Consider the following 23,260-nt stretch of genomic DNA (forward strand, 5'->3'; position numbering starts at 1 on the left):
CAATTACTTCGCGTCAGACATCCATTCGGGTTTCTGGAAGGCGCTGTAAATGTTTTTCGGGTCGTCGATCACCGCACGATAGGCCGGTGATTTCACTGCCTCGACGATATCTTTGGCAAACGGTTTATCCGCATCTTCACTGCGCACCGCAATGATATTTTTCAGGTTCTCATCCAGATGCTCCTGCTTGAGCGCACTGGAGAGATCAAGCCCCGCGGCCACGGCAAAGTTACCGTTTACCAGCGCACCGGTGACGCCATCGAGCGTACGCGGCAACTGCGCGGCTTCCAGCGGCTTGAACACCAGCCCTTTCGGGTTGCTGGCAATATCGCGCTCAGACGCTTTGGTTGGGTCGATATTCGGTTTAATGGTGATGAGGTCGAGCGATTGCAGGAAACGCAGGCCGCGCGCCAGGTTGGTTGGGTCATTGGAAAGCGTGATGATATCGCCCTTCTTCAACTCATCCAGGCTCTTCACCTGACGGGAATAGAAGCCCATGCCCGCCGTTGGCACCACTATCAGCTTCGTCAGCTTGAGGCCTTTATCAGCGGTGAATTTATCGAAATAGAGCGAGTGCTGAAACAGGTTGGCGTCGATGCTGCCGTTAGACAGCGCCATATTTGGCTGCACGTAGTCGCTAAATTCGCGTACCACGACTTTATACCCTTTCTCTTTCAGCGACGGCGCAATCGCCTGCTTCACCATGTCGCCATACGGCCCCGGCGCAACGCCGAAAACAATGGTGTGCGGGTCACTGTTGGCGTGGGCAAATTGTAATCCACAGGCCAGCAGCAGGGCTCCGGTCGCGACGCGTAAACTCTGACGCAATCCCATAACTTCTCCATTTTAAACGTTGTGATGTCGTGCATATCGCCGTGCGATGCGGCGCTGTTGTTATGTCCACAAAAGGGGCAATCCTTAACATGACACAGTTCACAACCTGCTGTCCTTGAAATTATTTCATGATATTTCGAAGTATGTCTTTGAGAGGCGTCGGGAGGGGATATACGTTTAATAACAATGCTTAGTTGTAAATAGCAAAAAGCCGGGCAGTGCCCGGCTTCAGAGGTTCGAAACGACTTAGAAGTCGTAACGCAGACGAACCAGGTTCATATCACCCAGGTTGTCGGTGCTGGAGGTAAACACGTGTTCGTAGTCAACACGGAAACCGTAATCCAGCTGGAAGCTGATACCTACACCGTTGTCGGTACGCAGGTAGTTACGACCATTCACGTATTCAATACGGTCACCCATGAAGTACGGCTGGATGGATTTAACTGCGTATTGACCAATCGGGAAGGTGTAACCCGCGAAGTATTCCAGACCCCACGCGTCGCCCGCGAAGTAATCTTTCGCGTCGATTTTCTTGGTGGTCATGAAGTTCTGGTACCAGCCGCCGCCCAGGGCGAAGGTCCAGTTGTCTGGTTTCCAGCTAAACGCGGTACCGACGATGTTCTGATCGTAGGTTTTGCTGTTCTGATCCTGGTCGCGCATTTCCGCACGCGTGTAGTTCCAGGACGTACCCCAGGTCAGGTCTTTGGTGATGTGGTAATCCACACCCAGAGAGCCGCCGCCACGACGTTTGTATTTCAGGCCGTTGTTCGGGTTAAGATCATCGCTGAACAGGTAAGAAGCGTAGAGATCAACGTCGCCTACAGTTTTCTTATATTTCAGAGATTTACGGGTACGATAGGAGCCATCGTAGTCACCGTTGATACCGTTACCCGGAGCCTGACCAATCATGTCGTAGTCCCAGATATCGGTTTTCGCGCCAACCACATCATAGTAGATGCTGTTCTGTTGACCGAAGGTCAGCGTACCCCAGGTATCGCTTTTCAGACCGGTGTAGAGCATACGACGGGTGGTGTCGTTTGCGCCATCGGCGTAGTGGTTATCCCAGTTGAACATCGCCGGGAAGTTAACACCCAGTTCGTAGTAGCTTACCCAGCTAATATCATCGAACAGGTAGTAATCAGCTGCGAAACGGAAACGGGTGCCGCCGTCGAAGCCATTACGTTTGTAGCCGTTCGCGCCATCATCCCCGGTCATGTTCTGGAACTGAGGACGGATACTCCCGCCAACGGTGAAGTTAAGACGGCTCAGCGGGTCGCCAGCCTGCGGATCAGCTTTTAAAACGGTGATTTCCGCCTGAGATGCGAAAGTCGTCAGTGCCACTGCTGCGCCGATCGATAATGCCAGCGCTTTTATTTTTATGGACATGGTTGTTCCTTGGATAGGTTAACTGCCATTTATTTAGCCAGTGAATATTATCGTGTCTAAATGAACTTATCTTTACCGTTTTTTAATGATTTGTGCGGTTAAACTGACCCTTCTATACAATCTGTGCCTTTATTGAACAATTCCATGGAACTTTTGTGGGTAAGGATAAAAAGTGGGATTTTGCGCGCGGATTTTTCCGCCGGGAGGAAGTTGCCCGGTGGCGCTAACGCTTACCGGGCCTACGAGGTGTAAAGTTTTTGTAGGCCGGATAAGACGTAGCCGCCATCCGGCAATCTCTTAGCTATTAAACTGGCGGAACAACGCTTTACCTTTCAACAGGCGGATCCCCAGCCAACCGCCACACAGTGAAAGCAGCACGGCGCCGCAAAGCGGCAACGCCAGCCACAAGCGCCAGTCGGGCTCCCAGGGGAAATCAAACACCCTCGTTTGCAGCATCGCCAGCGCCGTCTCGGCGCCAATGGCCGCCACCAGCCCGGAGACCAGCCCCAGCAGGGCGAACTCCGCCCACAGCGTGGTGCGCAGCAGCGGCTTGCTGGCCCCCAGCGTGCGATAAACCACCAGTTCCTGATGCCGCTGACGCATACCGACCTGCACCTGTGCCAGCAACAGCAGCACGCCGCAGGCGGTCACCAGTACCACCATCACTTCAAGCGCCCGGCTTACCTGCTCCAGCACCTGCCCCACCTGTTTCAGGATCGCGCCGATATCCAGCAGGCTGATGGTCGGGAATTCGCGGTTCAGCTGCGTTAACAACGTATTATCACCTTCCCAACGGAAACTGGTGAGCCAACTCTGCGGCTGCCCATCCAGCGCCCCGCTCGGGAAAATAAAGAAGAAGTTAGGCCGCAGGCTCTCCCAGTCAACCTTACGCAAACTGGTGACCGTGGCGCTGAAATCCTGGGTGTCGCCGGTGAACGTCACTTTATCGCCCAGTTTGATATTCAGACGCTTCGACAGCCCCTCTTCAATCGACACTTCTCCCGCTTTCGGCGGCCAGCTTCCGGCGACGATAGGGTTATGGTCCGGTTGCTTCTCCTGCCAGGTGAGGTTCAGCTCACGATTGAGCGATTCATCTTTATTCCCTTCCGTGGTCTGACCGTTTATCTGCGTCAGACGCGCGCGAACGATGGGATAAAAAGCTTCCGGGATCACCTGATGTTCCGCAAGGAACGTTTTCACCGGCTGCACCTGCTCCGGCGCGATGTTAATCAGGAAGTAGTTAGGGCTTTCCGGCGGCAACTGCTGCTGCCAGCGGTCAAGCAAGTCGCCACGAAGCACCAGCAAAAGCGCCAGTAACATAAAGGAGAGCGAAAACGCCGCCAACTGGCTGAGCGTCGACCACGGCTGGCGCAACAGGCGGTTTACCGCCAGGCGCAGCGGCAGTGCTTTCAGCGTTAAGCGCTTCAGCACGTTTAGCACCATCCAGCCCAGCACGCCGCACAGTAATGCCAGCACCACCGCCCCGGCCAGCACCGACCACAGAAGCGGGCTACCGCCCATCAACCATGCAAGCAGGCCGATAACCACCAGGCAAATCACCGGAATATAAAACTTCAGCGGCCAGACGCTGGCGACCACGTCGCGCCGCAGCACGCGCAGCGGTTGCGTTGCCAATAACAGGCGATACGGACGCAGCCCGACCAGCAGCGAAATCACTATCATTGTGCCGATTGCCCACAACCACGGCCAGGCGCTGGCGGAAGGCAGTGCTGCCGGTAAAACCGGCTTGAGCAGAATCAACAATATATGTTCGAACAGCAGTCCCATCGCGCCGCCAGTTATCACTGCCAACGTGAGCAGCAACAGCCACTGGCCAATAATCAGCTTGCGTAACTGCGCCCGCCCGGCGCCAAGGGTTTTGAGGATTGCCACCAGGTCATAACGGCTGCGGCAGTAGTGCCCCATCGCCACCGCGACTGCCGCCACCGCCAGCAGCAACGTTAACAGCGCGGAAAGCAGCAGGAACTGCTGCGAACGTTCGAGGGATTTGCCCAACGCGCCTTCGTCCTGCTCCAGGCCATACCAACGATGCTCAGGCTTCAGTTGTGGTAGCAGCCATTTTTCATAGCTCGCCAGCTGTTCTGGCGTGCCGCCAAACTTGTAGCGCCAGCTCACGCGGCTGCCAGGCTGCACTGCCCCGGTTTTATCGACGTCCGCCATGTTCATCATCAGGCGTGGCGCCATCTGGAAAGGGTTGAAGCCCGCATCCGGCTCCTGAACGATTTCCCCGGCGATGCGCAGCGTGGCATCACCGACGTCAATTTCATCGCCTGTCTTCAGGTTTAACAACGCCAGCAAACGCGGGGCCAGCAACACGGTGCCGGGCTGCGGCTTCACCCCCTCCGGTTTGGTTTGCAGCGTGCCGTACATCGGATAAACACTGTCTACGGCTTTGACGTCAGCGAGCTGCGGCGTGTTCCCCGCCCAGGTCATGGTCGAGAAGCTCACCTGCTCGCCAACCTTTAGCCCCTCTTCTCGCGCTTTATCCAGCCAGGCGGCGGGCACTTCACGCGAGCTACGCAGCGCCCTGTCGCCTGCCATATATTCACGGCTTTGCTGACTTAAGCCTTTTTCCATACGATCGCTGATACTGCCGAGCGCCAGCACGCAGGCCACCGCCAGGCTTAACGCCAGCCAGACAATCAGCAGCGACGGCGAGCGCCACTCCCGCCAGAACCAGCGTGCAATCATGCTTCCTCCCGCAATTCACCGTCCACGAGGCGCAAACGTCGGTCGCAGCGCGCCGCCAGCTGCGGATCGTGGGTCACAAGAATGAGCGTCGTGCCGTGTTCACGGTTGAGAGAGAAAAGCAGGTCGGCTATTTTATCGCCGGTCTGCCTGTCGAGGTTTCCGGTAGGTTCATCGGCGAAGAGGAGATCCGGGCGACCATTAAACGCGCGCGCCAGCGCCACGCGCTGCTGTTCACCGCCCGAAAGCTGTGCCGGAAGATGATGCAGACGCTTGCCAAGGCCAAGCTGTTCAAGCAACGCTTTCGCGCCGCCCCGGCTCTGGCTGTCGCTTTCGCCACGCAGCAGCGCCGGAAGTTCAACGTTTTCCAGCGCGTTGAGCGTCGGGATCAACATAAAAGACTGAAAAACAAAACCCACATGCTGCGCGCGTAAACGCGCCCGCGCTTCTTCATCCAGCGCCGTCAGCGATTGCCCGAGCAGCTTCACATCGCCGCCGCTGCCGTCATCCAGCCCGGCCAGAATCGCCAGCAACGTCGACTTCCCTGACCCCGACTCGCCAATCAGGGCGATGGTCTGCGCCGGTTTGACAATCAGGTTAACTCCGGTAAGGATGGAAAGCTCATGCTCTCCCTGACCGACGGATTTCTTAAGATGATGAACTTCAAGCACGTTTTCCGCTGGCATTTGCCCGTCCTGTTTTTGATTCTGTTAAGCTTCCGCGCCGTCGCCGCAGACACGTTGTTGATCCTCGGCGATAGCCTGAGCGCGGGATATCGTATGGCCGCCAATACGGCCTGGCCTGCCCTGCTCAACAGCAAATGGCAGCCGAAAACAGAGGTGATTAACGCCAGTATCAGCGGCGACACCTCAGCACAGGGGCTGGCGCGCCTGCCTGCGTTGTTGAAACAGCATAAACCACGCTGGGTGCTGGTTGAGCTGGGCGGCAATGATGGCCTGCGCGGCTTCCAGCCTCAGCAAACCGAGCAAACGCTGCGCACCATTCTGCAACAAATTAAAGCGGCCAACGCCGAGCCGTTGTTAATGCAAATTCGCCTGCCCGCAAACTACGGACGCCGCTATAATGAGGCCTTCAGCGCGATTTATCCGCAGCTTGCCCAGGAATTCACTATCCCACTGCTGCCCTTCTTTATGGAAGAGGTTTATCTCAAACCGCAGTGGATGCAGGATGATGGTATTCACCCCAATCGTGACGCCCAACCGTTTATCGCCGACTGGATGGCGACACGCCTGGCACCACTAGTTAATCACGACTCCTGAATATAAAGGGGCGTTCTCAGGTAAAGTTATGCAAAAAACGGTTTTAATTACAGGATGTTCAAGCGGTATTGGTCAGGAAAGCGCCCTTGAGCTGAAGCGCCAGGGATTTCGCGTGCTGGCGGCCTGCCGCAACCCTGCCGACGTCGCGCGGATGAACGGGATGGGGCTTATTGGTATTGAACTGGACCTCGATGACCCTGCAAGCGTAGACCGTGCCGCCGATGAGGTTATCGCCCTGACCGGCAATCGCCTGTTTGGCCTGTTTAATAACGCCGGTTATGGCGTCTACGGCCCGCTCAGCACCCTTACCCGGACACAGCTCGAACAGCAATTTTCCGCCAACTTTTTCGGCGCGCATCAGCTGACACAGCGTCTTCTTCCGGCGATGATCCCGCATGGTGAAGGCCGCATCGTGATGACGTCGTCGGTAATGGGGCTTATCTCTACGCCCGGTCGCGGCGCCTATGCCGCCAGCAAATATGCGCTTGAGGCGTGGTCCGACGCGCTGCGCATGGAGCTGCATACCACGGGCATAAAAGTGAGCCTGATTGAGCCGGGCCCGATTCGTACACGCTTCACCGACAACGTGAATCAAATCGAGCAGGATAAACCGGTCGAGAACCCCGGCATTGCCGCGCGGTTTACCCTGGGCCCGGACGCGGTCGTTGAAAAAGTGCGTCACGCCTTTATCAGCGACAAACCCAAACTGCGTTATCCGGTGACGCTGGTGACCCACGCCGTTGGCTGGCTGAAGCGCCTGCTCCCGGCCCGCGCGATGGACAAAATTTTACGCGGCTAAGTTGAAGGCGGGCTTCGCGCCCCCATGTAATAGTCAAATCGACAAAAGAGAGTGGCTCATGTCCGTACAGAATATCGTCAATATTACCGAAGCTAACCTGCACCAGACGCTGGAACAATCCGTCACGACGCCGATTCTGTTCTATTTCTGGTCTGAACGCAGCCAACATTGTCTGGAGCTGACACCGGTTCTGGAAAGCCTGGCCGCGCAGTACAACGGTCAGTTTATTCTGGCAAAGGTAGACTGTGACGCAGAACAGATGGTGGCCTCACAGTTCGGCCTGCGCGCTATCCCAACGGTGTACCTGTTCCAGAATGGTCAACCGGTGGACGGTTTCCAGGGCCCGCAGCCGGAAGAAGCCATTCGCGCCCTGCTCGATAAAGTTCTGCCGCGTGAAGAAGAGCTGAAAGCCCAGCAGGCAATGGAACTGATGCAGGAAGGCAACTATGCCGACGCGCTGCCGCTGCTGAAAGATGCGTGGTCCATGTCGAATCAGGATAGCCAGATTGGCCTGCTGCTGGCAGAAACGCAGATCGCGCTGAACCGTTCTGAAGACGCGGAAGCCGTACTGAAAACCGTGCCATTGCAGGATCAGGACACCCGTTATCAGGGTCTGCTGGCGAAAATTGAACTGCTGAAACAGGCCGCTGATACGCCGGAAATTCAGCAGTTACAACAGCAAGTTGCACAGAACCCGGACGATGCAGCGCTGGCCTCGCAGCTGGCGCTACAACTGCATCAGGTAGGTCGTAACGAAGAAGCGTTGGAGCTGCTGTTCAGCCATCTGCAAAAAGACCTCGGCGCAGCTGATGGTCAGGCACGTAAAATGCTGCAGGAGATCCTCGCAGCATTAGGCACCGGCGATGCGCTGGCGTCGAAGTATCGCCGTAAGTTGTATTCGCTGCTGTACTGATTGATTGCCGGATGCCGCTGACGCTTATCCGGCCTACATATTCGCATGTCTGTAGGCCGGATAAGGCGCAGCCGCCATCCGGCTTTTTCTCACATCTTCTTCAACTGCGACACCACCAGCTGATGGCGTGAATTGTAGAATTTCCGGTACGTCAGGTAACAGGCGATAATCGTCGACAGGCTGGCAGTAGACAGCAGCATAAACGTCACCATTATCTGGTACTTAATCGCTTTTACCGGATCAATCCCCGCAAAAATCAGCCCTGACATCATCCCCGGTAAACTCACCAACCCAACCGTTTTTGCCGAATCCACCGTGGGGATCAGCGACGCGCGAATACTTTCGCGAATTAATCGCGCTGAGGCCATCTTAGGCGTCGCGCCCAGGCTGAGTTTCTCCTGAATCTGCTGCTGTTCCGCGCTAAAGCGCTGCCCAAGATTGTTGTAACACAGCCCCACCGCCACCATCGCATTGCCGGCAATCATCCCGGAAATGGGGATCACCTGCATCGGTGTAAATTCAATCGAGCCCGAAAAGACCAGTACTGCCAGCGTTAACCCGGCCCCGGTGGTGATGGCGATAAACGACGAAACAAACGCTTTGCTGATGTATTTACTGCGTTTTTGCGCGTTGTAGGCAGCGTTAAAACAGATGAACAGCACCATCAACAGCGTCAGAATCGCGTGGTTAACGTTGAAAATATACTTCAGCACATAGCCGACAATAATAAGCTGCACAACTGCCCGGCAAATACTCCAGATAATATCTTTTTCCAGCGCCAGTTTTTCCCGGTAGCTCACCACAATGGCCACCAGCACTAATACCATAGAGAGTGCCAGTGACTCATTGGTTATGGCGTGTTCATTCATCGGTGGCCTCCTGCATATCCTTTCCTGAGAGCGGTAATGTAATAACATCATCCGCATGTTCTATTTCATCTTTATCGTGGGTAACCCACAGCACGGCGATATTTTTCTCCCGAACATAGCGATGAATAATATCGTTCACGTTATGCTTATTTTCTTCATCAAGCGCGCTGGTAATTTCATCCAGTAATAAAACGTCCGGCAAAAACTGTAGGTTGCGGATCAGGGAAATACGCTGCTTTTCACCGCCAGAAAGATCGTTTATTGACTTTGACAACGTTTCTTCCGGCAAGCCAAACCGTGTCAGGAACGCCAGGAAGGTATCCGGCTCCGTGCGTTTATCACGAATCTGCCAGGGGAAAATCAGGTTGTCATAGACCGTTTCGCCAAACAAAGCGGGCGTTTGCGCGCAGTAGGAAACCTGCTGACGGTACTGCTCAGGCGACAGGTTAGTGTAATCCTGGCCTTTAAACTGAATCGTCCCTTCGCTCGGGCTTAATAGCGAGGCGATGATTTTTAATAATGTACTTTTACCACAGCCCGAAGGGCCAGTTATCAGCTTAAACTCACCCGGCGCAATGCTGAAATTGATATCGTTTAACACCTGCCGCTCACCGATGCTATAACCCACGCCGGATAATTGCAGAATCGCGTTGTCTTCCTTCATGATTATTTGAAACTCCTGCTCGAACTGATAGACACAGTGTAACGATATTTGTGCAGGAGGAGTTAATCGAAAATAATTTATTTTCCGCAGCACAATAAAAAAGGCGCTCACCGACTATATCGGTAAACGCCCTTTCTAGTACCCTGTGTAACACTTATTCACTACCGTCAGGAAAGTTTTCTTTTAAGTATTCCAGAACGTTTTTATTGACCTTGTGTTCTGTGAATTTATAGCCTTTCCAGTACTCCGGCTGCTCGAGGTAGACTTCGGGCGGAATGGTGAAGTCACTTAACACCATCCATTCAGCAAACAGCTCTGGGTTTCGTTTCTGTACAAGTTGTAGCAACATTATCAATGACATAGCAGAGGCAGGGACATTAACCGAACCATCTAAATATTTATGTATGGTGGAACGGTTGGCCCTGAACAGTATCGGCAAGATAGCTTTATCTAGCCCCATCTCTTCAAATATCTTCGCAAAATCATTCATTTACATGAATCCCTACCGGTTTCAAGACACCTCAAAATTGAGATTAATCAAAGAAACGTATTTTACCACATTTTGGCACCACAAACATTAGGCATTCAGAAACACAGATTCATTTGTGTGATTAATCAAAAGCTTACTTTTCTTTACAAAACAACTATCACATAATAAAAACCAAATATGTTTCTAATAAAAACCAAAAACACCACATAATAGAAACATTTTGAGAATTAACCCCATTACGTTGTGCTTTACTTAACATTTAATGCGGCGTAGATTCCTGATTCTCGAAACAATATTTGATTCTATTGGAATCAAAAATAAGCTCATAAAGAAACTTAAACAGCAATTATTTTTAAAGAGAAATTAACAAATGAAAGCAATCAGCAAAACATTCCTGGCTATGGTTATCGGTGTGGTTTGTTCTGGCACTGCGCATGCAGCCCTTACTCAAGGCCAGCGCGATGCCGCGTTTTCCATGTTTCATGAGGGCGCAAGCCTTTACAATTCCCTTCCTCTGGATGCCCCAGAAGATGAAGTCAATGCTGCACATGATAAAGCGGTTACCGGTCTGGCAAGACTGGGGGTAAAGGCGGGTGATTTCGAATCGGCTATCGCTAACATCAACTCAATGGCAGGTACCGTAGAAAATTTACAGGCAATGATTGGATATGATTTGAATGGTTCGTCTGCGGCAATACCCCCTCATCTTCCAGGTGTACGAGCACATGAAAGCGCAATGAAAGATGAGGCGCTGCGCGATGCTTATCGCAGAGGAACTGGTGAGGTCATTCCCCTTAAAGCACCGGCGACAGAAACCGTCAAGGGGCAATACACACAGACTAAACCTGCCGCGCTCTCACTGGATAAATCAAAAGCGAAACCTGTCATCAGCACCGAGCAATATCGACAGGCAACAGCAGTAACACTGACCACAACGGAAGACCACGTTGCGAAGAATTCAGCAGAGATTGCCGAGCACGCTAACACGCTTGAGCAGCACCACCGCGTTTTAGTCGCCGTAGGTAAAGAGATGCAAAATATCCGCGACACTACCACCGATAACACGGCCGCTATTGATCAAAATGGCAGTGATATCCAATCAGTTGCGGAATATGCGAAAGGCAACCATGCTCAAATCATTCAGACAAAAAATACCGTAGAAGGCATCCAGAAACAGGAAGCTATCCAAAATGGTTCACACGTTCAGGGCATGATGATTGCGAAACATAACGCTGAACAGGAAGCCATCCAGCAGCAAATTACCGCACTGGCGGAAACTATCCCGGCGACTACCGTTGATCACAGCAAGGAAATCGCTGCCAACCGGGAATCCATCAATACAACTAATCGTACATTAACCGATCTGAAGAAGCAGCAGAAAGCCGAGTCAGATTATTACGAAGGGCAGATTCAGAACCTGGCCCATGAAGCCAGTGCAGCGATCAACAGCGATCGCCAGCAGATCGTCAGCACTCAGCAACGCGTGGACTCCAATGCCACACAGCTGAGCAAACTGAACAGTAATTTCACCAGCCTGAAGCACACCGTTGACGAAAATAAACATGAAGCTGCGGCCGGCTCCTCCTCCGCAATGGCGCAGGCAAACATTCCTCAAGTACTGAATGGTCAGACTGTTGCCGTCGGTGCGGGTGTTGGCGGCTATGACGGCGAATCCGCTATAGCGGTCGGCGTTTCCTTCCGTGCCGCAGAAAGCGTCACCGTCAAAGCTACCGTCAGCGATGATTCTCAGCAGAACGTCGGCTATGGCGCGGGTGTCTCTGTAGGCTGGTAATCCATCAAACATTAAGGCGCTCTGCCGGGCGCTTTAATGTTTAACAGACATAGTACTCAATAGATTTTAATGATGAACGAAATGAAAGAAATAAAGACATTAACACTGCTGGCCTTCGTGCTGCTCGCAGGTTGCTCATCATCTGCCTCCCGAATGGCGGAGTGTCAGGCACAGGGAATTTCCCGCAATACCTGTTATCTTGCCGAGCAAAACAGACAAGCGGCTATCCTTGGTGCCTCGCAAGCACAAGCTTATAAAAACGCCAGCGAGGCCAATGACGATTCAGGTAATAAACATCATCATCACGCCAGACAATATGGCCAGGCTGCGCATAAAAACCACATTTATAAGGGATATGGCGTGGCGTTCCGAATGAGCAGCAAAAATTTTGCTTACCTGAATGAGTCGTTATGCGCTATTGATGAAGACCATACCGACGCCACAACCTATCAGAGCGGCCTTTATAATGTCATTGTCTATCACCGCACCGGTAAAGTTGCGTTGATGAGACAGGGGCAATTCCAGGGATATCTAAAATGATCTCTCGCCAGGAGGGGGTCATACATGCCGTTATTATCGTAGCGTTTATCTTCGCCCTCCTGCAAGTAGTACTGTTAACACTGCTCATCCATGCGATTAATGTTAACAATGAAGTCCATGAAGCTGTTTATCAGTCGAATAAACAGCTGATTGGAGAAGTACAACAGCTGCTCGCACTTCCCGAAATGTTACAAAAATAATAATGCTGTCTGCATAATGTTCCCCTCTTTTTACTACCGGTTTTAAGAGGGGCTTTTTAATCAGGCTTAGCTGTTCTTTTAAAACGTCCTGTTCCGGATTTAAGGTATAAAGTGACGTAATATCGAAATCTGGCAGGCGAATTTCGTCGCAGTAGCCGATATACTTTACGTCAGCAGCGGCATCATACCGCTTAGATAAACGGACGGTATAACAGGAGGTTTCATGCTGATATTTATCCCTATCATGATTTTTGTCGTACTGGTGGTCGTTGCCGCTGGCGTCAAAATCGTTCCTCAGGGCTATCAATGGACGGTCGAACGTTTTGGTCGCTACACCAATACGCTTCAGCCTGGGCTTAGCCTTGTCGTGCCCTTTATGGACAGGATTGGCCGTAAGATCAACATGATGGAGCAGGTTTTAGATATTCCGTCTCAGGAGGTTATCTCCAAAGATAACGCCAACGTCACCATCGATGCCGTCTGTTTTATTCAGGTCATTGATGCCCCAAAGGCAGCCTATGAGGTGAGCAACCTGGAACTGGCGATCATTAACCTGACGATGACCAATATTCGTACCGTGCTGGGTTCTATGGAGCTTGATGAAATGCTCTCCCAGCGCGACAGCATCAACACGCGTCTGCTGCATATCGTTGATGAAGCCACCAATCCATGGGGCATTAAAGTCACCCGTATCGAAATCCGCGATGTTCGCCCACCGGCAGAGCTGATTGCGTCGATGAACGCCCAGATGAAAGCCGAACGTACAAAACGCGCCTATATTCTGGAAGCCGAAGGTATTCGTCAGGCGGAAATCGTTAAAGCCGAAGGGGAAAAACAGTCGAAGATCCTCAAGGCGGAAGGTGAACGTCAGTCGGCCTTCCTCGAGGCGGAAGCCCGTGAACGTTCCGCAGAAGCAGAAGCGCGTGCAACCAAAATGGTGTCCGAAGCCATTGCCGCCGGGGATATTCAGGCGGTGAACTACTTCGTCGCACAGAAATACACCGAAGCGCTGCAACAGATCGGGACATCCAGTAACAGCAAAGTGGTCATGATGCCTCTGGAAGCCAGCAGCCTGATGGGCTCTATTGCAGGCGTGGCCGAACTGATCAAAGACAGCGCCAACGAACGGAAAAGATAATGGTCGAGATGATTCTGGCTCATCCGCATATTTTCTGGTTAAGCCTGGGCGGCCTGTTGCTGGCCGCCGAGATGCTGGGCGGCAACGGTTATCTGCTGTGGAGCGGCGTTGCCGGGGTGATCACCGGCCTGCTGACCTGGATTCTGCCCGTCAGTTGGGAGTGGCAGGCGGTAATATTCTGTATCCTGACGCTGCTGGCGGCGTGGCTGTGGTCAAAATGGCTGGCGCGCCAGGTTAAAGAGCTGAAACCCGCAGACAGTCAGCTTAATCAACGCGGGCAACAACTTGTAGGGCAGCGTTTTACGCTCAATGCCGCACTGGTTAACGGGCGTGGGCAGGTTCGGGTTGGCGATAGTGCCTGGCCCGTTACTGCTGATGACGATTTTCCTGCGGGGTCAAAAGTTGAAGTCATTGCGGTAGAGGGCATTACGCTACGCGTTCGTCTCTGTGATCAGGCAAAACATTAAGCCTGCTTTTTATGCTGGCAGCAGCCCGAAAGATGGTCGATTATCGGGCAATCCACACCGTCATCACCCGGGCAGGACGCCGCCAGCGCCAGAAGCTGATCGCGCATCGCTTGCAAGTCGCTGATATGTTTTTCAATTTCAGCGACTTTTTGCAGGGTATGCGCCTTCACATCCGCGCTGTGCCGTTTCGGGTCATTGAAAAGCGTGACCAACTCGCCACACTCTTCCAGATTAAATCCTACCTGCCGTGCCTGACGTAACAGCGTAAATTCATCAATATGTTTTTGCGTGTAGCTACGGTAACCGTTCTCGCTGCGCAGCGGCGGTGTCACCAGCCCCTTCTCTTCATAAAAGCGAATGGCTTTACTGGTTAAGCCGGTTTTTTTGGCAACATCGCTGATGTTCATCCTTTTCTCCGAATGCAGTGATACCGATCGGCCTAGTATAACCCACTCCGCCCATCCTGCCGCAATGTGGGTAACAGTTGATACAAATCAAAAGAGCCCGCCGTTTTACACTTTCTTCGTAGACGACATCCGTATTAATAAAATATAAATGCAAATGATTTTAATTATCATTCAATAATCGGATGTTGAATATCAATGACATTGAATACCGTCGGTGAGCTGGATCTCACCCCCTACTTCGCGCTGGAGGGCAATCAGCCCTTTAAAGATCGACGGGCAACGATGCCCTGGCGCGGCGCGGTCCCCATCGCGAAGGAGCAGATGGCGCAGACCTGGCAGCAGCTCTTAAGCCAGGTCGCACCGCCGCGTAAACGCCTGCTCTATCTTCATATCCCTTTCTGCGCCACGCACTGTACTTTCTGTGGCTTCTACCAGAATCGCTATCGGGAGGAGAGTTGCGCCCACTATACGGATGCGCTGCTGCGCGAAATTGAGCAGGAGGCAGACAGCGTACTGCATCAATCCGCCCCCATTCATGCGGTCTATTTCGGCGGCGGTACGCCCTCTGCCCTTTCTGCACATGACCTGGCCCGTATTATCACCACGCTGCGCGAACGTTTGCCACTGGCACCGGATTGTGAAATCACCATTGAAGGGCGAGTTCTGAATTTTGATGATGACCGCATCGATGCCTGTCTGGATGCAGGAGCCAACCGTTTTTCTATTGGTATTCAGTCGTTTAATAGCAAAATTCGCAAGAAAATGGCGCGTACCTCTGACGGCCCTACCGCGATCGCGTTTATGGAAAAGCTGGTGCGACGCGATCGTGCAGCAGTGGTGTGCGATCTGCTGTTTGGTCTCCCGGATCAGGACGCCGCGCTGTGGGGCCAGGATCTCGCTATTGCGGGTGATATCGGTCTTGATGGCGTTGACCTTTATGCCCTGAATCTGCTGCCCAATACTGCGTTGGCTAAGGCGGTGGAAAATGGCCGAACCACGATCCCTTCTCCGGCTGAACGTCGCGACCTCTATTTACAGGGGCATGAGTTTATGGAGCGCGCAGGCTGGCGCTGTATCAGCAACAGCCATTGGGCGCGGACAACCCGCGAACGTAACCTTTATAACCTGTTGATTAAGCAGGGAGCCGATTGCCTTGCGCTGGGTTCTGGCGCGGGCGGTTCAGTTAACGGCTACTCCTGGATGGTCGAACGCAATCTTGACGCCTGGCACACCGCCGTTGAGGCCGGGCGGAAGCCACTCATGATGATGATGCGGACCGCCGAACACGGTTTTCAGTGGCGACATACATTACAGGCTGGCGTAGAAACCGCCCGGGTACCACTCGATGAACTGACCCCGCATAGCAAAAAACTGCTACCGCTTCTGGCACAGTGGCACAACGCCGGGCTGACGCTTGACGCCTCAACCTGCCTGCGTCTTACCCACGAAGGGCGTTTCTGGGCCAGCAATATTTTGCAGTCTCTTGATGAATTAATTCAGCAGCTTAACGCGCCGCGTATTGCGGTAGAAAACCAATAAGGGAGTAACCTATGAGCCATGTTTCTTTGCAGGATCTTTTGAAAACGGAACCGGATGGCACGCTGGAAGCCATTGCGACGCAATATAAAACCACGCTGCTGGATGTCGTCCAGAATCTGCCGAACGCAACGCTGGTCTGCGGCGATAAGTTTGATACCGTCTGGCAGAGCGTTGTTGATTGGGGCAAAGTCACGACGCTGGTCCATACTTCAGACGTGATCCTCGAATTTAGCGGCGACCTGCCTTCCGGCTTCCATCGCCACGGCTACTTTAACCTGCGCGGGAAACACGGCATGAGCGGCCATATTAAAGCGGAAAACTGCACGCATATCGCGCTCATTGAGCGCAAGTTCATGGGCATGGATACGGCATCAATTTTGTTCTTCAACGCGGCGGGAAGCGCGATGCTCAAGATATTCCTGGGACGTGACGATCATCGTCAACTGTTGGCCGATCAGGTTACGGCATTCCGTATGCTTGCTGCCACGTTGAAAGGTGATGCCGAATGAGCCCGTGGTTAATTTTCGGCGCGGGCGGTAGCGGTGTTGGCGCGCTAATGCTGGATCACGCGCTGAATGAAAGACGCCCGGTGTATGCCGTGGTACGCAAGCCAGATGTCGCCGAGCGACTTACACAACAGGGCGTCACCGTGTTCACCGGCGATGCCTGTAACACCGAGCTGGTTACCCTCGCCTGTGAGGCGGCGGGTGCAGACGCCACTATTTTGTCATCCATGGGCGGTACACAGGAGTATCTCGCGCACCGCACAGTGATTGATACGGCAGAAAAAGCGGGACTCTCGCGCATGGTCCTGGTGACGTCGTTAGGCTGCGGCGATAGCTGGCGCTGGCTCTCTCCGCGTGCGAAAGCGGCGTTTGGTCAGTCGGTTCGCGAGAAATCGCTGGCCGAAAGCTGGCTGCAAACCAGCACGCTCGATTACGCCATCCTTCGCCCCGGCGGCCTGTTGACGGGCGACGCGACAGGTAATGCACAGCGTTTCCAGAACAGAGAGGTGCACGGTTTTGTGATGCGCGCGGATGTCGCCGCACACGCGGCAGAACTGGCCAATACGTCTGAACTCCACCAGCAAATCTATAGTTTGGTTGACCCGGAACTGAAACCCACCCGTTCGTGATGACCGCTTTCACCGGGCGACATTTTATTTCTCTTTAATCTCTTCGAAAACCGCCTTGACCTTCCCCTTGCGGGAAGGTTTAAGCTTATTCACACTCAGAAGATAAGGAGTTTGTTATGTCCAATACTATCGACCTGACGCTGGATGGCCTCTCCTGCGGCCACTGCGTCAAACGTGTTAAAGAGAGCCTGGAAAAACGTCCTGACGTGGAACAGGCTGATGTCACCATTACCGAAGCCCACGTTACCGGTAGCGCCAGTGCGGAAGCGCTGATCGAAACCATTATTGAAGCGGGTTACGGCGCAGAGTTAAGCCACCCAAAGGCTAAACCGCTGGCGGAAGCAGTAACCCCGTCGGAAGCACTGACAGCGGTCACCCCTGAGCTTCCGGCAGCCCAGGATCTGGATGACAGCCAGCAGTTGCTGATCAACGGAATGAGCTGCGCCAGCTGCGTCTCTCGCGTGCAAAAAGCCCTTCAGGCGGTACCGGGCGTCGCACAGGCACGGGTAAACCTTGCGGAGCGCACTGCGCTGGTAATGGGCAGCGCCTCCGCCGCTGATTTAGTCCACGCCGTAGAAAAAGCAGGCTACGGCGCGGAAGCGATTGAAGACGATCTGAAACGTCGTGAGCGCCAGCAGGAAACCGCGCTCGCCACCATGAAGCGCTTCCGCTGGCAGGCGATTGTCGCGCTGTTGGTCGGTATCCCGGTGATGGTCTGGGGAATGATCGGCGACAACATGATGGTGACCGACGCCAACCGCTCGCTGTGGCTTGTCATCGGATTGGTGACGCTGGCCGTAATGGTCTTCGCCGGCGGCCACTTCTACAGCAGCGCATGGAAAAGCCTGAAAAACGGCACCGCTACGATGGATACGCTGGTGGCGCTGGGTACCGGTGTAGCGTGGCTCTACTCGATGAGCGTCAACCTGTGGCCGCAGTGGTTCCCGATGGAAGCGCGTCATCTCTATTATGAAGCCAGCGCGATGATCATCGGTCTGATTAACCTCGGCCATATGCTGGAAGCGCGCGCGCGTCAGCGTTCATCAAAAGCGCTGGAGAAACTGCTCGACCTGACGCCGCCGTCTGCCCGCGTGGTGACGGAAAATGGCGAAAAAACCGTGCCGCTGGCCGAGGTTCTGCCGGGTATGACGCTGCGCCTGACCACCGGCGACCGCGTGCCGGTTGACGGCGAAATCACCCAGGGCGAAGCCTGGTTTGACGAAGCGATGCTCACCGGCGAACCGGTGCCGCAGGAAAAAAGCAATGGCGATGCTATTCACGCCGGGACGCTGGTACAGGACGGTTCCGCTCTGTTCCGCGCCAGCGCCGTGGGCAGCCATACCACGCTGTCGCGCATTATTAAGATGGTGCGTCAGGCGCAAAGCAGTAAACCCGAAATCGGCCAACTGGCGGATAAAATCTCGGCGGTGTTCGTGCCCGCCGTGGTCGCCATCGCGCTGTTCAGCGCCGCCATCTGGTACTTCTTTGGCCCGGCGCCGCAGATTGTCTACACCCTGGTGATTGCCACCACCGTACTGATTATCGCCTGCCCGTGCGCCCTCGGCCTTGCAACGCCGATGTCGATTATCTCTGGCGTAGGTCGTGCCGCTGAGTACGGCGTGCTGGTACGTGATGCCGACGCGCTGCAACGGGCAAGCGAACTGACCACGCTGGTGTTTGATAAAACCGGCACGCTGACGGAAGGCAAGCCACAGGTTGTGGCAGTGAAAACCTTCTCAGGCGTTGAAGAAACGCAGGCGCTGCGTCTTGCCGCCGCGCTGGAGCAAGGTTCAAGCCACCCGTTAGCGCGGGCGATTCTGGAAAAAGCAGGCGATGCCACGTTGCCGCAGGTTAACGCCTTCCGCACCCTGCGTGGGCTGGGCGTCAGCGGCGAAGCGGAGGATCATACGCTGCTGCTGGGTAACCAGGCGCTGCTCAACGAACAGAATATCTCAACCACTGAGCTGGAAAGTGAAATCAACACACAGGCTTCACGGGGCGCCACCCCGGTGCTGCTGGCAATCGATGGCAAAGCCGCTGCGCTGTTCGCCATCCGCGACCCGCTGCGTGCCGATAGCGTTGCGGCGCTTGAGCGTCTGCACCGCGAAGGTTATCGCCTGGTGATGCTGACCGGCGACAACCCAACCACCGCTAATGCCATCGCCAAAGAAGCGGGTATTGATGAAGTGATCGCAGGCGTACTGCCGGACGGCAAAGCCGAAGCCATTAAAAATCTGCAACGTCAGGGGCAAAAAGTGGCGATGGTCGGCGACGGCATCAACGACGCGCCCGCGCTGGCGCAGGCAGAAGTGGGTATCGCCATGGGCGGCGGCAGCGATGTGGCCATTGAAACGGCGGCCATCACCCTGATGCGTCACAGCCTGATGGGGGTCGCGGATGCGCTGGCGATTTCCCGCGCCACGCTGCGTAATATGAAGCAGAACCTGCTGGGCGCGTTTATCTACAACTCGCTGGGTATCCCCATCGCCGCCGGTATTCTCTGGCCGATAACGGGTACGCTGCTCAACCCGGTAGTGGCGGGTGCGGCAATGGCGCTCTCTTCCATTACGGTTGTGAGCAACGCGAATAGATTGCTGCGGTTTAAACCGAAGGCGTAATCCCTGCTCCCTCCTGATTCAATTTCAGGAGGGAGATTTGCACCTTTACGACGGGCGCGCTAGCATGAACCTTTCTCAAAGGGAGCGCGTATGAGTCTGTTAAATCAACTAAAACGCTTGTGGCATGCGCTGCGAGGCGCCCCCTATAGCTGGCCCGCCGTTGATATCTCCCTGCCCGGCGGTCGTGAGCTTCACCTGGTCGGCAGCATTCATATGGGCACCCGCGATATGTCGCCGCTGCCGCCGAAGCTGATAAAAAAGCTTCAGCAGGCCGATGCGCTGATCGTTGAGGCGGATATTTCCAGCAATGAAGCACCTTTTGATAACCTTCCTGTTTGTGCTCCCCTGGCCGAACGCCTGACGGCGACGCAGCTTGCCGCGCTGGAAAAGCTGGCCGATGAGCAGGGTTTACCTCTTACGCGTTTCGAAACGCAACCGCTGTGGCAAATCGCGATGGTGATGCAGGCGACACAGGCGCAAAAGCTGGGCCTGCGCCCGGATTACGGGATTGATTATCAGCTTTTGCAGGCGGCACGGCAGGCTTCTCTTCCCATTCAGGAACTGGAGGGCGCATCAAGTCAGATTGAACTGTTGCTACAACTGCCTGATAACGGGCTGGCGCTGCTGGAGGACACCCTCACCCACTGGCACACTAACGCGCGCTTATTACAGGTGATGATTGGCTGGTGGCTGGAACAGCCGCCGACCGACAGAAACTCACCGCTGCCGAATACCTTTAGCCAGTCGCTGTATGATGTGTTGATGGTGCAGCGTAATCAGGCGTGGCGCGATACGCTGCTGGCGCTGCCGCCGGGGCGCTATGTGGTGGCAGTTGGCGCACTGCATCTTTATGGCGAAGGCAACCTGCCGCAGATGCTGAAATAAAAAAATGGCCAATATCTCTATTGGCCCGTCAAAGAGGAATTTCATCATTATTATTATCCCGAAGTTCGCACTTCGGATCTTTTGATTGTCGCTCAAAGTCATCATCACTTCCATTACTATTGCGCAAGATAATACTATTTTTTAGCCAGCTCAGAGGCGTATGCTTAGAGGATGTCTGTTTAGTAGTAAGAAAGGATGATTATGACTCCCGCCGTTAAGTTACTCGAAAAAAACAAAATTTCTTTCCAGACTCACGCCTACGATCACGATCCGAGCGAAACCAACTTTGGTGACGAAGTGGTGCGCAAACTGGGTCTGAATGCGGACCAGGTCTACAAAACGTTACTGGTCGCCATCAATGGCGATATGAAACATCTGGCCGTGGCGGTCACGCCGGTGGCCGGGCAGCTTGATTTGAAAAAAGTGGCGAAGGCGCTGGGCGCGAAGAAAGTTGATATGGCCGACCCGATGGTGGCGCAGCGTACAACCGGATATCTGGTCGGCGGTATCAGCCCACTGGGGCAGAAAAAACGCTTGCCGACGGTGATTGATGCGCCCGCACAGGATTTTGCCACCATCTATGTTTCAGGTGGCAAGCGCGGGCTGGATATTGAACTCGCCGCGAGCGATCTGGCGAAGATCCTTGATGCGAAATTCGCGGATATTGCGCGCAGGGATTGATTCAACGAGTCAGACACATTGCCGGATGGCGCAATATTGTAGGCCCGGTAAGCGCAGCGCCACCGGGCGATTGTGCGAGAACGCTGCCGGATGGCGGCTGCGCCTTATCCGGCCTACGAGGATTGTGCAATATTGTAGCCCCGGTAAGCGCAGCGCCACCGGGGAATCCGCACCCTCATTCCCAGCTCACTTCCCCTTTCGGTTCGTAAGCATTCACATCTATCGGTGAGTTCTGTTCGATAAACTGCTTCAGAACTTCCGCATCAATAAACCCGGTGTTCACATAGCCCGGTAATTTATCAATCTGCGGATAACCATCCCCGCCGCTGGCGTTAAAGCTGAGGGTCGCCAGGCGATAGTTTTTCGCCGGGTCAATCGGTTCGCCTTTGATTTTAAGGTCCGTCAGCTTGCCGTCTTTTGCCACAAAACTAACGTTGGCAAACTGCGGGTAGGCGCCGGAGTCAGGCTTTTTCTGCGCCACGGCGGTAAGGTAATCCGTCACCTCTTTGCCGGTCATATCGGCATAGACCACCACATTGCCAAACGGTTGAACTTTCAGCACGCTTTTATAGGTGATATCGCCCGCTTCGATAGAATCGCGAATGCCGCCACCGCTCATCACCGCGAAATCAGCGCCGGTACGCGCCATTTGCGCCGTAAGGATCACGCGCGCCAGGTTGGTCTGCACAAAACGGACCTTGCTGCGGTCGCCTTCCAGATGACCATTCACCGTACCAATTTTGACGCCGAGCTGCGCTTTGCCTTTATTCTGGAACGGACTCAGCAGCGACAGCATTTGCGCGCTTTCCGGGATTTGCGGCGTATAAAGTACGCGCTCACTTTGCCCGTTATCGTAAGTCACTTTCTTCTTCAGGTTCACCGGGATCAGCTGATAATGCACCAGCTTGAGTTCGCCGTTGCGGAACTCAAAATCGGCGCGCCCGACGTATTTCCCCCACTCATGGGCCTGAACAATCCAGATGCCGTTCTGTTTATCCGGTGCACACGGCGTGCCTGGCACATAATCGACCTGCTTTTTATTCTCCGACGCCATGCAAACCGGATCCTGTGAGTGACCACCCACAATCATCGCCAGCGCCCCGGCAGGCAGGCTGCGCGCCATCTCGACATCGCCCGGCGCGTTAGAACCGTGATTACCGTTGTCATAGTGGCCCATGTGCGTAGCGGCGATGATAAAATCAGGTTTTTCATTCATCTGAAGTTCCTGAATCACCAGCTTCGCTTCTTCGGCAGGCTTACGAAACTCAATATCCGTAAAGTTTTCCGGGTTGCCGATGCGCGCGGTGTCATCGGTCGTCAGGCCAAGCACGGCGATTTTGAGATCCTGGCGCTTAAATATCGCCCACGGTTTAAACAGGCGCTCGCCGGTACTTTTCTGATAAATATTGGCCGACAGGAACGGGAATTTTGCCCATTTTTCCTGCTGGCGCAGCACGCTCATCGGGTTATCAAATTCGTGATTACCGACCGCCATCGCGTCATAACCCACCAGATTCATGCCCCGAAAATCGGGCTCGGCATCCTGTAAATCTGACTCCGGCACGCCGGTATTAATATCACCGCCAGAGAGCAGCAGCACGCTCCCGCCTTCCGCTGCCACCTCTTTGCGAATGCCATCCACCAGCGTTTTTTGCGCCGCTAAACCGTACTCGCCATATTCGCTGCGCCAGAAGTGACCGTGATGATCGTTAGTATGTAATATTGTGATTTTATAGGTTTTATCTTTTTCCCAGGCCTGAACGCCTGTGCTTGCCAAAGACAGCGCGGCCAGCATCGCCAGCGCTATGCCCCGTCGAACAAATTTCATGATCCACTCCCTGATTGAATGACAAGTGCCGAAATTACAACGCTCTGAAAGAATAGTCGAATTTCATTTTAGAAATGAGACTTCCT

23 protein-coding genes are annotated in these 23,260 nt (G+C 54.1%); 14 read left to right on the forward strand and 9 right to left on the reverse strand.

From position 1 onward, the window contains the following. Positions 1-3: 3 nt before the first annotated feature. From G163CM_RS11650 to ybbA, 4 genes are all read right to left on the reverse strand, one after another. Positions 4-834 carry a MetQ/NlpA family ABC transporter substrate-binding protein gene (locus G163CM_RS11650; protein ID WP_015965492.1) on the reverse strand — a complete coding sequence of 277 codons (831 nt, stop codon included), beginning with the start codon at positions 832-834 and terminating at the stop codon, positions 4-6. Positions 835-1,080: 246 nt separating this feature from the next. Beyond that, positions 1,081-2,220 (reverse strand): porin, encoded by a 1,140-nt coding sequence (locus G163CM_RS11655; protein WP_231825076.1) that lies wholly within the window; start codon positions 2,218-2,220, stop codon positions 1,081-1,083. Between the two features lie 297 nt (positions 2,221-2,517). Next, on the reverse strand, positions 2,518-4,932 hold the full coding sequence (ybbP, locus tag G163CM_RS11660) for a putative ABC transporter permease subunit YbbP (protein ID WP_231825077.1): 2,415 nt from the start codon (positions 4,930-4,932) through the stop codon (positions 2,518-2,520). After that, entirely contained in the window at positions 4,929-5,615 is a 687-nt protein-coding gene (gene ybbA / locus G163CM_RS11665; RefSeq protein ID WP_015965495.1) for a putative ABC transporter ATP-binding protein YbbA, read from the reverse strand. Before ybbA ends, ybbP begins: the two co-directional genes overlap by 4 nt. On the opposite strand from ybbA, the gene tesA reads away from it, so the two are divergent. The 3 genes from tesA to G163CM_RS11680 are packed head-to-tail and all read left to right on the forward strand — an operon-like array spanning position 5,583 to position 7,921. Continuing rightward, the gene (gene tesA / locus G163CM_RS11670) at positions 5,583-6,209 is read left to right on the forward strand and encodes a multifunctional acyl-CoA thioesterase I/protease I/lysophospholipase L1 (RefSeq protein WP_144052258.1); all 627 of its coding nucleotides are present in this window, start codon (positions 5,583-5,585) and stop codon (positions 6,207-6,209) included. The genes ybbA and tesA overlap by 33 nt on opposite strands. A gap of 28 nt (positions 6,210-6,237) precedes the next feature. Continuing rightward, positions 6,238-7,008 carry an SDR family oxidoreductase gene (locus G163CM_RS11675; RefSeq protein ID WP_231825078.1) on the forward strand — a complete coding sequence of 257 codons (771 nt, stop codon included), beginning with the start codon at positions 6,238-6,240 and terminating at the stop codon, positions 7,006-7,008. Positions 7,009-7,066: 58 nt separating this feature from the next. Further along, on the forward strand, positions 7,067-7,921 hold the full coding sequence (locus G163CM_RS11680) for a co-chaperone YbbN (RefSeq protein WP_231825079.1): 855 nt from the start codon (positions 7,067-7,069) through the stop codon (positions 7,919-7,921). An 89-nt stretch (positions 7,922-8,010) separates the two neighbouring features. Here the strand turns inward: G163CM_RS11680 and fetB are convergent, their stop codons facing one another. The 3 genes from fetB to G163CM_RS11695 form a co-directional block, all read right to left on the reverse strand. Next, positions 8,011-8,790, reverse strand: a complete 780-nt coding sequence (gene fetB / locus G163CM_RS11685; protein WP_015965499.1) for an iron efflux ABC transporter permease subunit FetB — start codon at positions 8,788-8,790, stop codon at positions 8,011-8,013. Next, entirely contained in the window at positions 8,783-9,454 is a 672-nt protein-coding gene (gene fetA, locus G163CM_RS11690) for an iron efflux ABC transporter ATP-binding subunit FetA (RefSeq protein WP_231825080.1), read from the reverse strand. Before fetA ends, fetB begins: the two co-directional genes overlap by 8 nt. Before the next feature lie 154 nt (positions 9,455-9,608). Continuing rightward, the gene (locus G163CM_RS11695; RefSeq protein WP_015965501.1) at positions 9,609-9,944 is read right to left on the reverse strand and encodes a hypothetical protein; all 336 of its coding nucleotides are present in this window, start codon (positions 9,942-9,944) and stop codon (positions 9,609-9,611) included. Between the two features lie 370 nt (positions 9,945-10,314). Between G163CM_RS11695 and G163CM_RS11700 the strand changes: the two genes are divergently transcribed. The 5 genes from G163CM_RS11700 to G163CM_RS11720 all read left to right on the forward strand — a co-directional run bounded on the left by G163CM_RS11700 (position 10,315) and on the right by G163CM_RS11720 (position 14,081). Further along, complete coding sequence (locus G163CM_RS11700; protein WP_231825081.1) at positions 10,315-11,736, forward strand: YadA-like family protein; 1,422 nt, start codon at positions 10,315-10,317, stop codon at positions 11,734-11,736. A 69-nt stretch (positions 11,737-11,805) separates the two neighbouring features. Next, positions 11,806-12,276: a hypothetical protein gene (locus G163CM_RS11705; protein ID WP_231825082.1), complete on the forward strand. Its 471-nt coding sequence runs from the start codon at positions 11,806-11,808 to the stop codon at positions 12,274-12,276. Beyond that, a complete protein-coding gene (locus tag G163CM_RS11710) occupies positions 12,273-12,476 on the forward strand; it encodes a hypothetical protein (protein WP_231825083.1) in 204 nt (67 codons plus the stop codon). The genes G163CM_RS11705 and G163CM_RS11710 overlap by 4 nt, the downstream gene beginning before the upstream one ends. 223 nt (positions 12,477-12,699) lie before the next feature. Continuing rightward, complete coding sequence (locus G163CM_RS11715) at positions 12,700-13,614, forward strand: SPFH domain-containing protein (protein ID WP_015965505.1); 915 nt, start codon at positions 12,700-12,702, stop codon at positions 13,612-13,614. Further along, positions 13,614-14,081, forward strand: coding sequence for an NfeD family protein (locus G163CM_RS11720; protein ID WP_231825084.1), 468 nt, complete (start codon positions 13,614-13,616; stop codon positions 14,079-14,081). Before G163CM_RS11715 ends, G163CM_RS11720 begins: the two co-directional genes overlap by 1 nt. On the opposite strand, the gene cueR is transcribed toward G163CM_RS11720, so the two are convergent. Continuing rightward, complete coding sequence (cueR, locus tag G163CM_RS11725) at positions 14,078-14,488, reverse strand: Cu(I)-responsive transcriptional regulator (protein WP_015965507.1); 411 nt, start codon at positions 14,486-14,488, stop codon at positions 14,078-14,080. The two genes, G163CM_RS11720 and cueR, sit on opposite strands and share 4 nt — an antisense overlap. Positions 14,489-14,683: 195 nt before the next feature. Here cueR and hutW point away from each other — a divergent pair, with 195 nt between their 5' ends. From hutW to ybaK, 6 genes are all read left to right on the forward strand, one after another. Next, positions 14,684-16,027, forward strand: coding sequence for a heme anaerobic degradation radical SAM methyltransferase ChuW/HutW (hutW, locus tag G163CM_RS11730; protein WP_231825085.1), 1,344 nt, complete (start codon positions 14,684-14,686; stop codon positions 16,025-16,027). Positions 16,028-16,038: 11 nt separating this feature from the next. Next, positions 16,039-16,536, forward strand: coding sequence for a heme utilization cystosolic carrier protein HutX (hutX, locus tag G163CM_RS11735; protein WP_231825086.1), 498 nt, complete (start codon positions 16,039-16,041; stop codon positions 16,534-16,536). Beyond that, the gene (locus G163CM_RS11740) at positions 16,533-17,162 is read left to right on the forward strand and encodes an SDR family oxidoreductase (RefSeq protein WP_231825087.1); all 630 of its coding nucleotides are present in this window, start codon (positions 16,533-16,535) and stop codon (positions 17,160-17,162) included. Before hutX ends, G163CM_RS11740 begins: the two co-directional genes overlap by 4 nt. Positions 17,163-17,278: 116 nt before the next feature. Then, positions 17,279-19,780 carry a copper-exporting P-type ATPase CopA gene (gene copA / locus G163CM_RS11745; protein ID WP_231825088.1) on the forward strand — a complete coding sequence of 834 codons (2,502 nt, stop codon included), beginning with the start codon at positions 17,279-17,281 and terminating at the stop codon, positions 19,778-19,780. Positions 19,781-19,870: 90 nt separating this feature from the next. Beyond that, entirely contained in the window at positions 19,871-20,665 is a 795-nt protein-coding gene (locus G163CM_RS11750; protein WP_231825089.1) for a TraB/GumN family protein, read from the forward strand. Positions 20,666-20,866: 201 nt separating this feature from the next. Further along, positions 20,867-21,346: a Cys-tRNA(Pro)/Cys-tRNA(Cys) deacylase YbaK gene (ybaK, locus tag G163CM_RS11755; protein WP_015965513.1), complete on the forward strand. Its 480-nt coding sequence runs from the start codon at positions 20,867-20,869 to the stop codon at positions 21,344-21,346. A 175-nt stretch (positions 21,347-21,521) separates the two neighbouring features. Here the strand turns inward: ybaK and ushA are convergent, their stop codons facing one another. Next, positions 21,522-23,174, reverse strand: a complete 1,653-nt coding sequence (gene ushA, locus G163CM_RS11760; RefSeq protein WP_231825090.1) for a bifunctional UDP-sugar hydrolase/5'-nucleotidase UshA — start codon at positions 23,172-23,174, stop codon at positions 21,522-21,524. Positions 23,175-23,260 lie beyond the last annotated feature (86 nt).

Origin of the sequence: Pseudocitrobacter corydidari, assembly GCF_021172065.1 — a bacterium.
Lineage (GTDB): Bacteria > Pseudomonadota > Gammaproteobacteria > Enterobacterales > Enterobacteriaceae > Pseudocitrobacter > Pseudocitrobacter corydidari.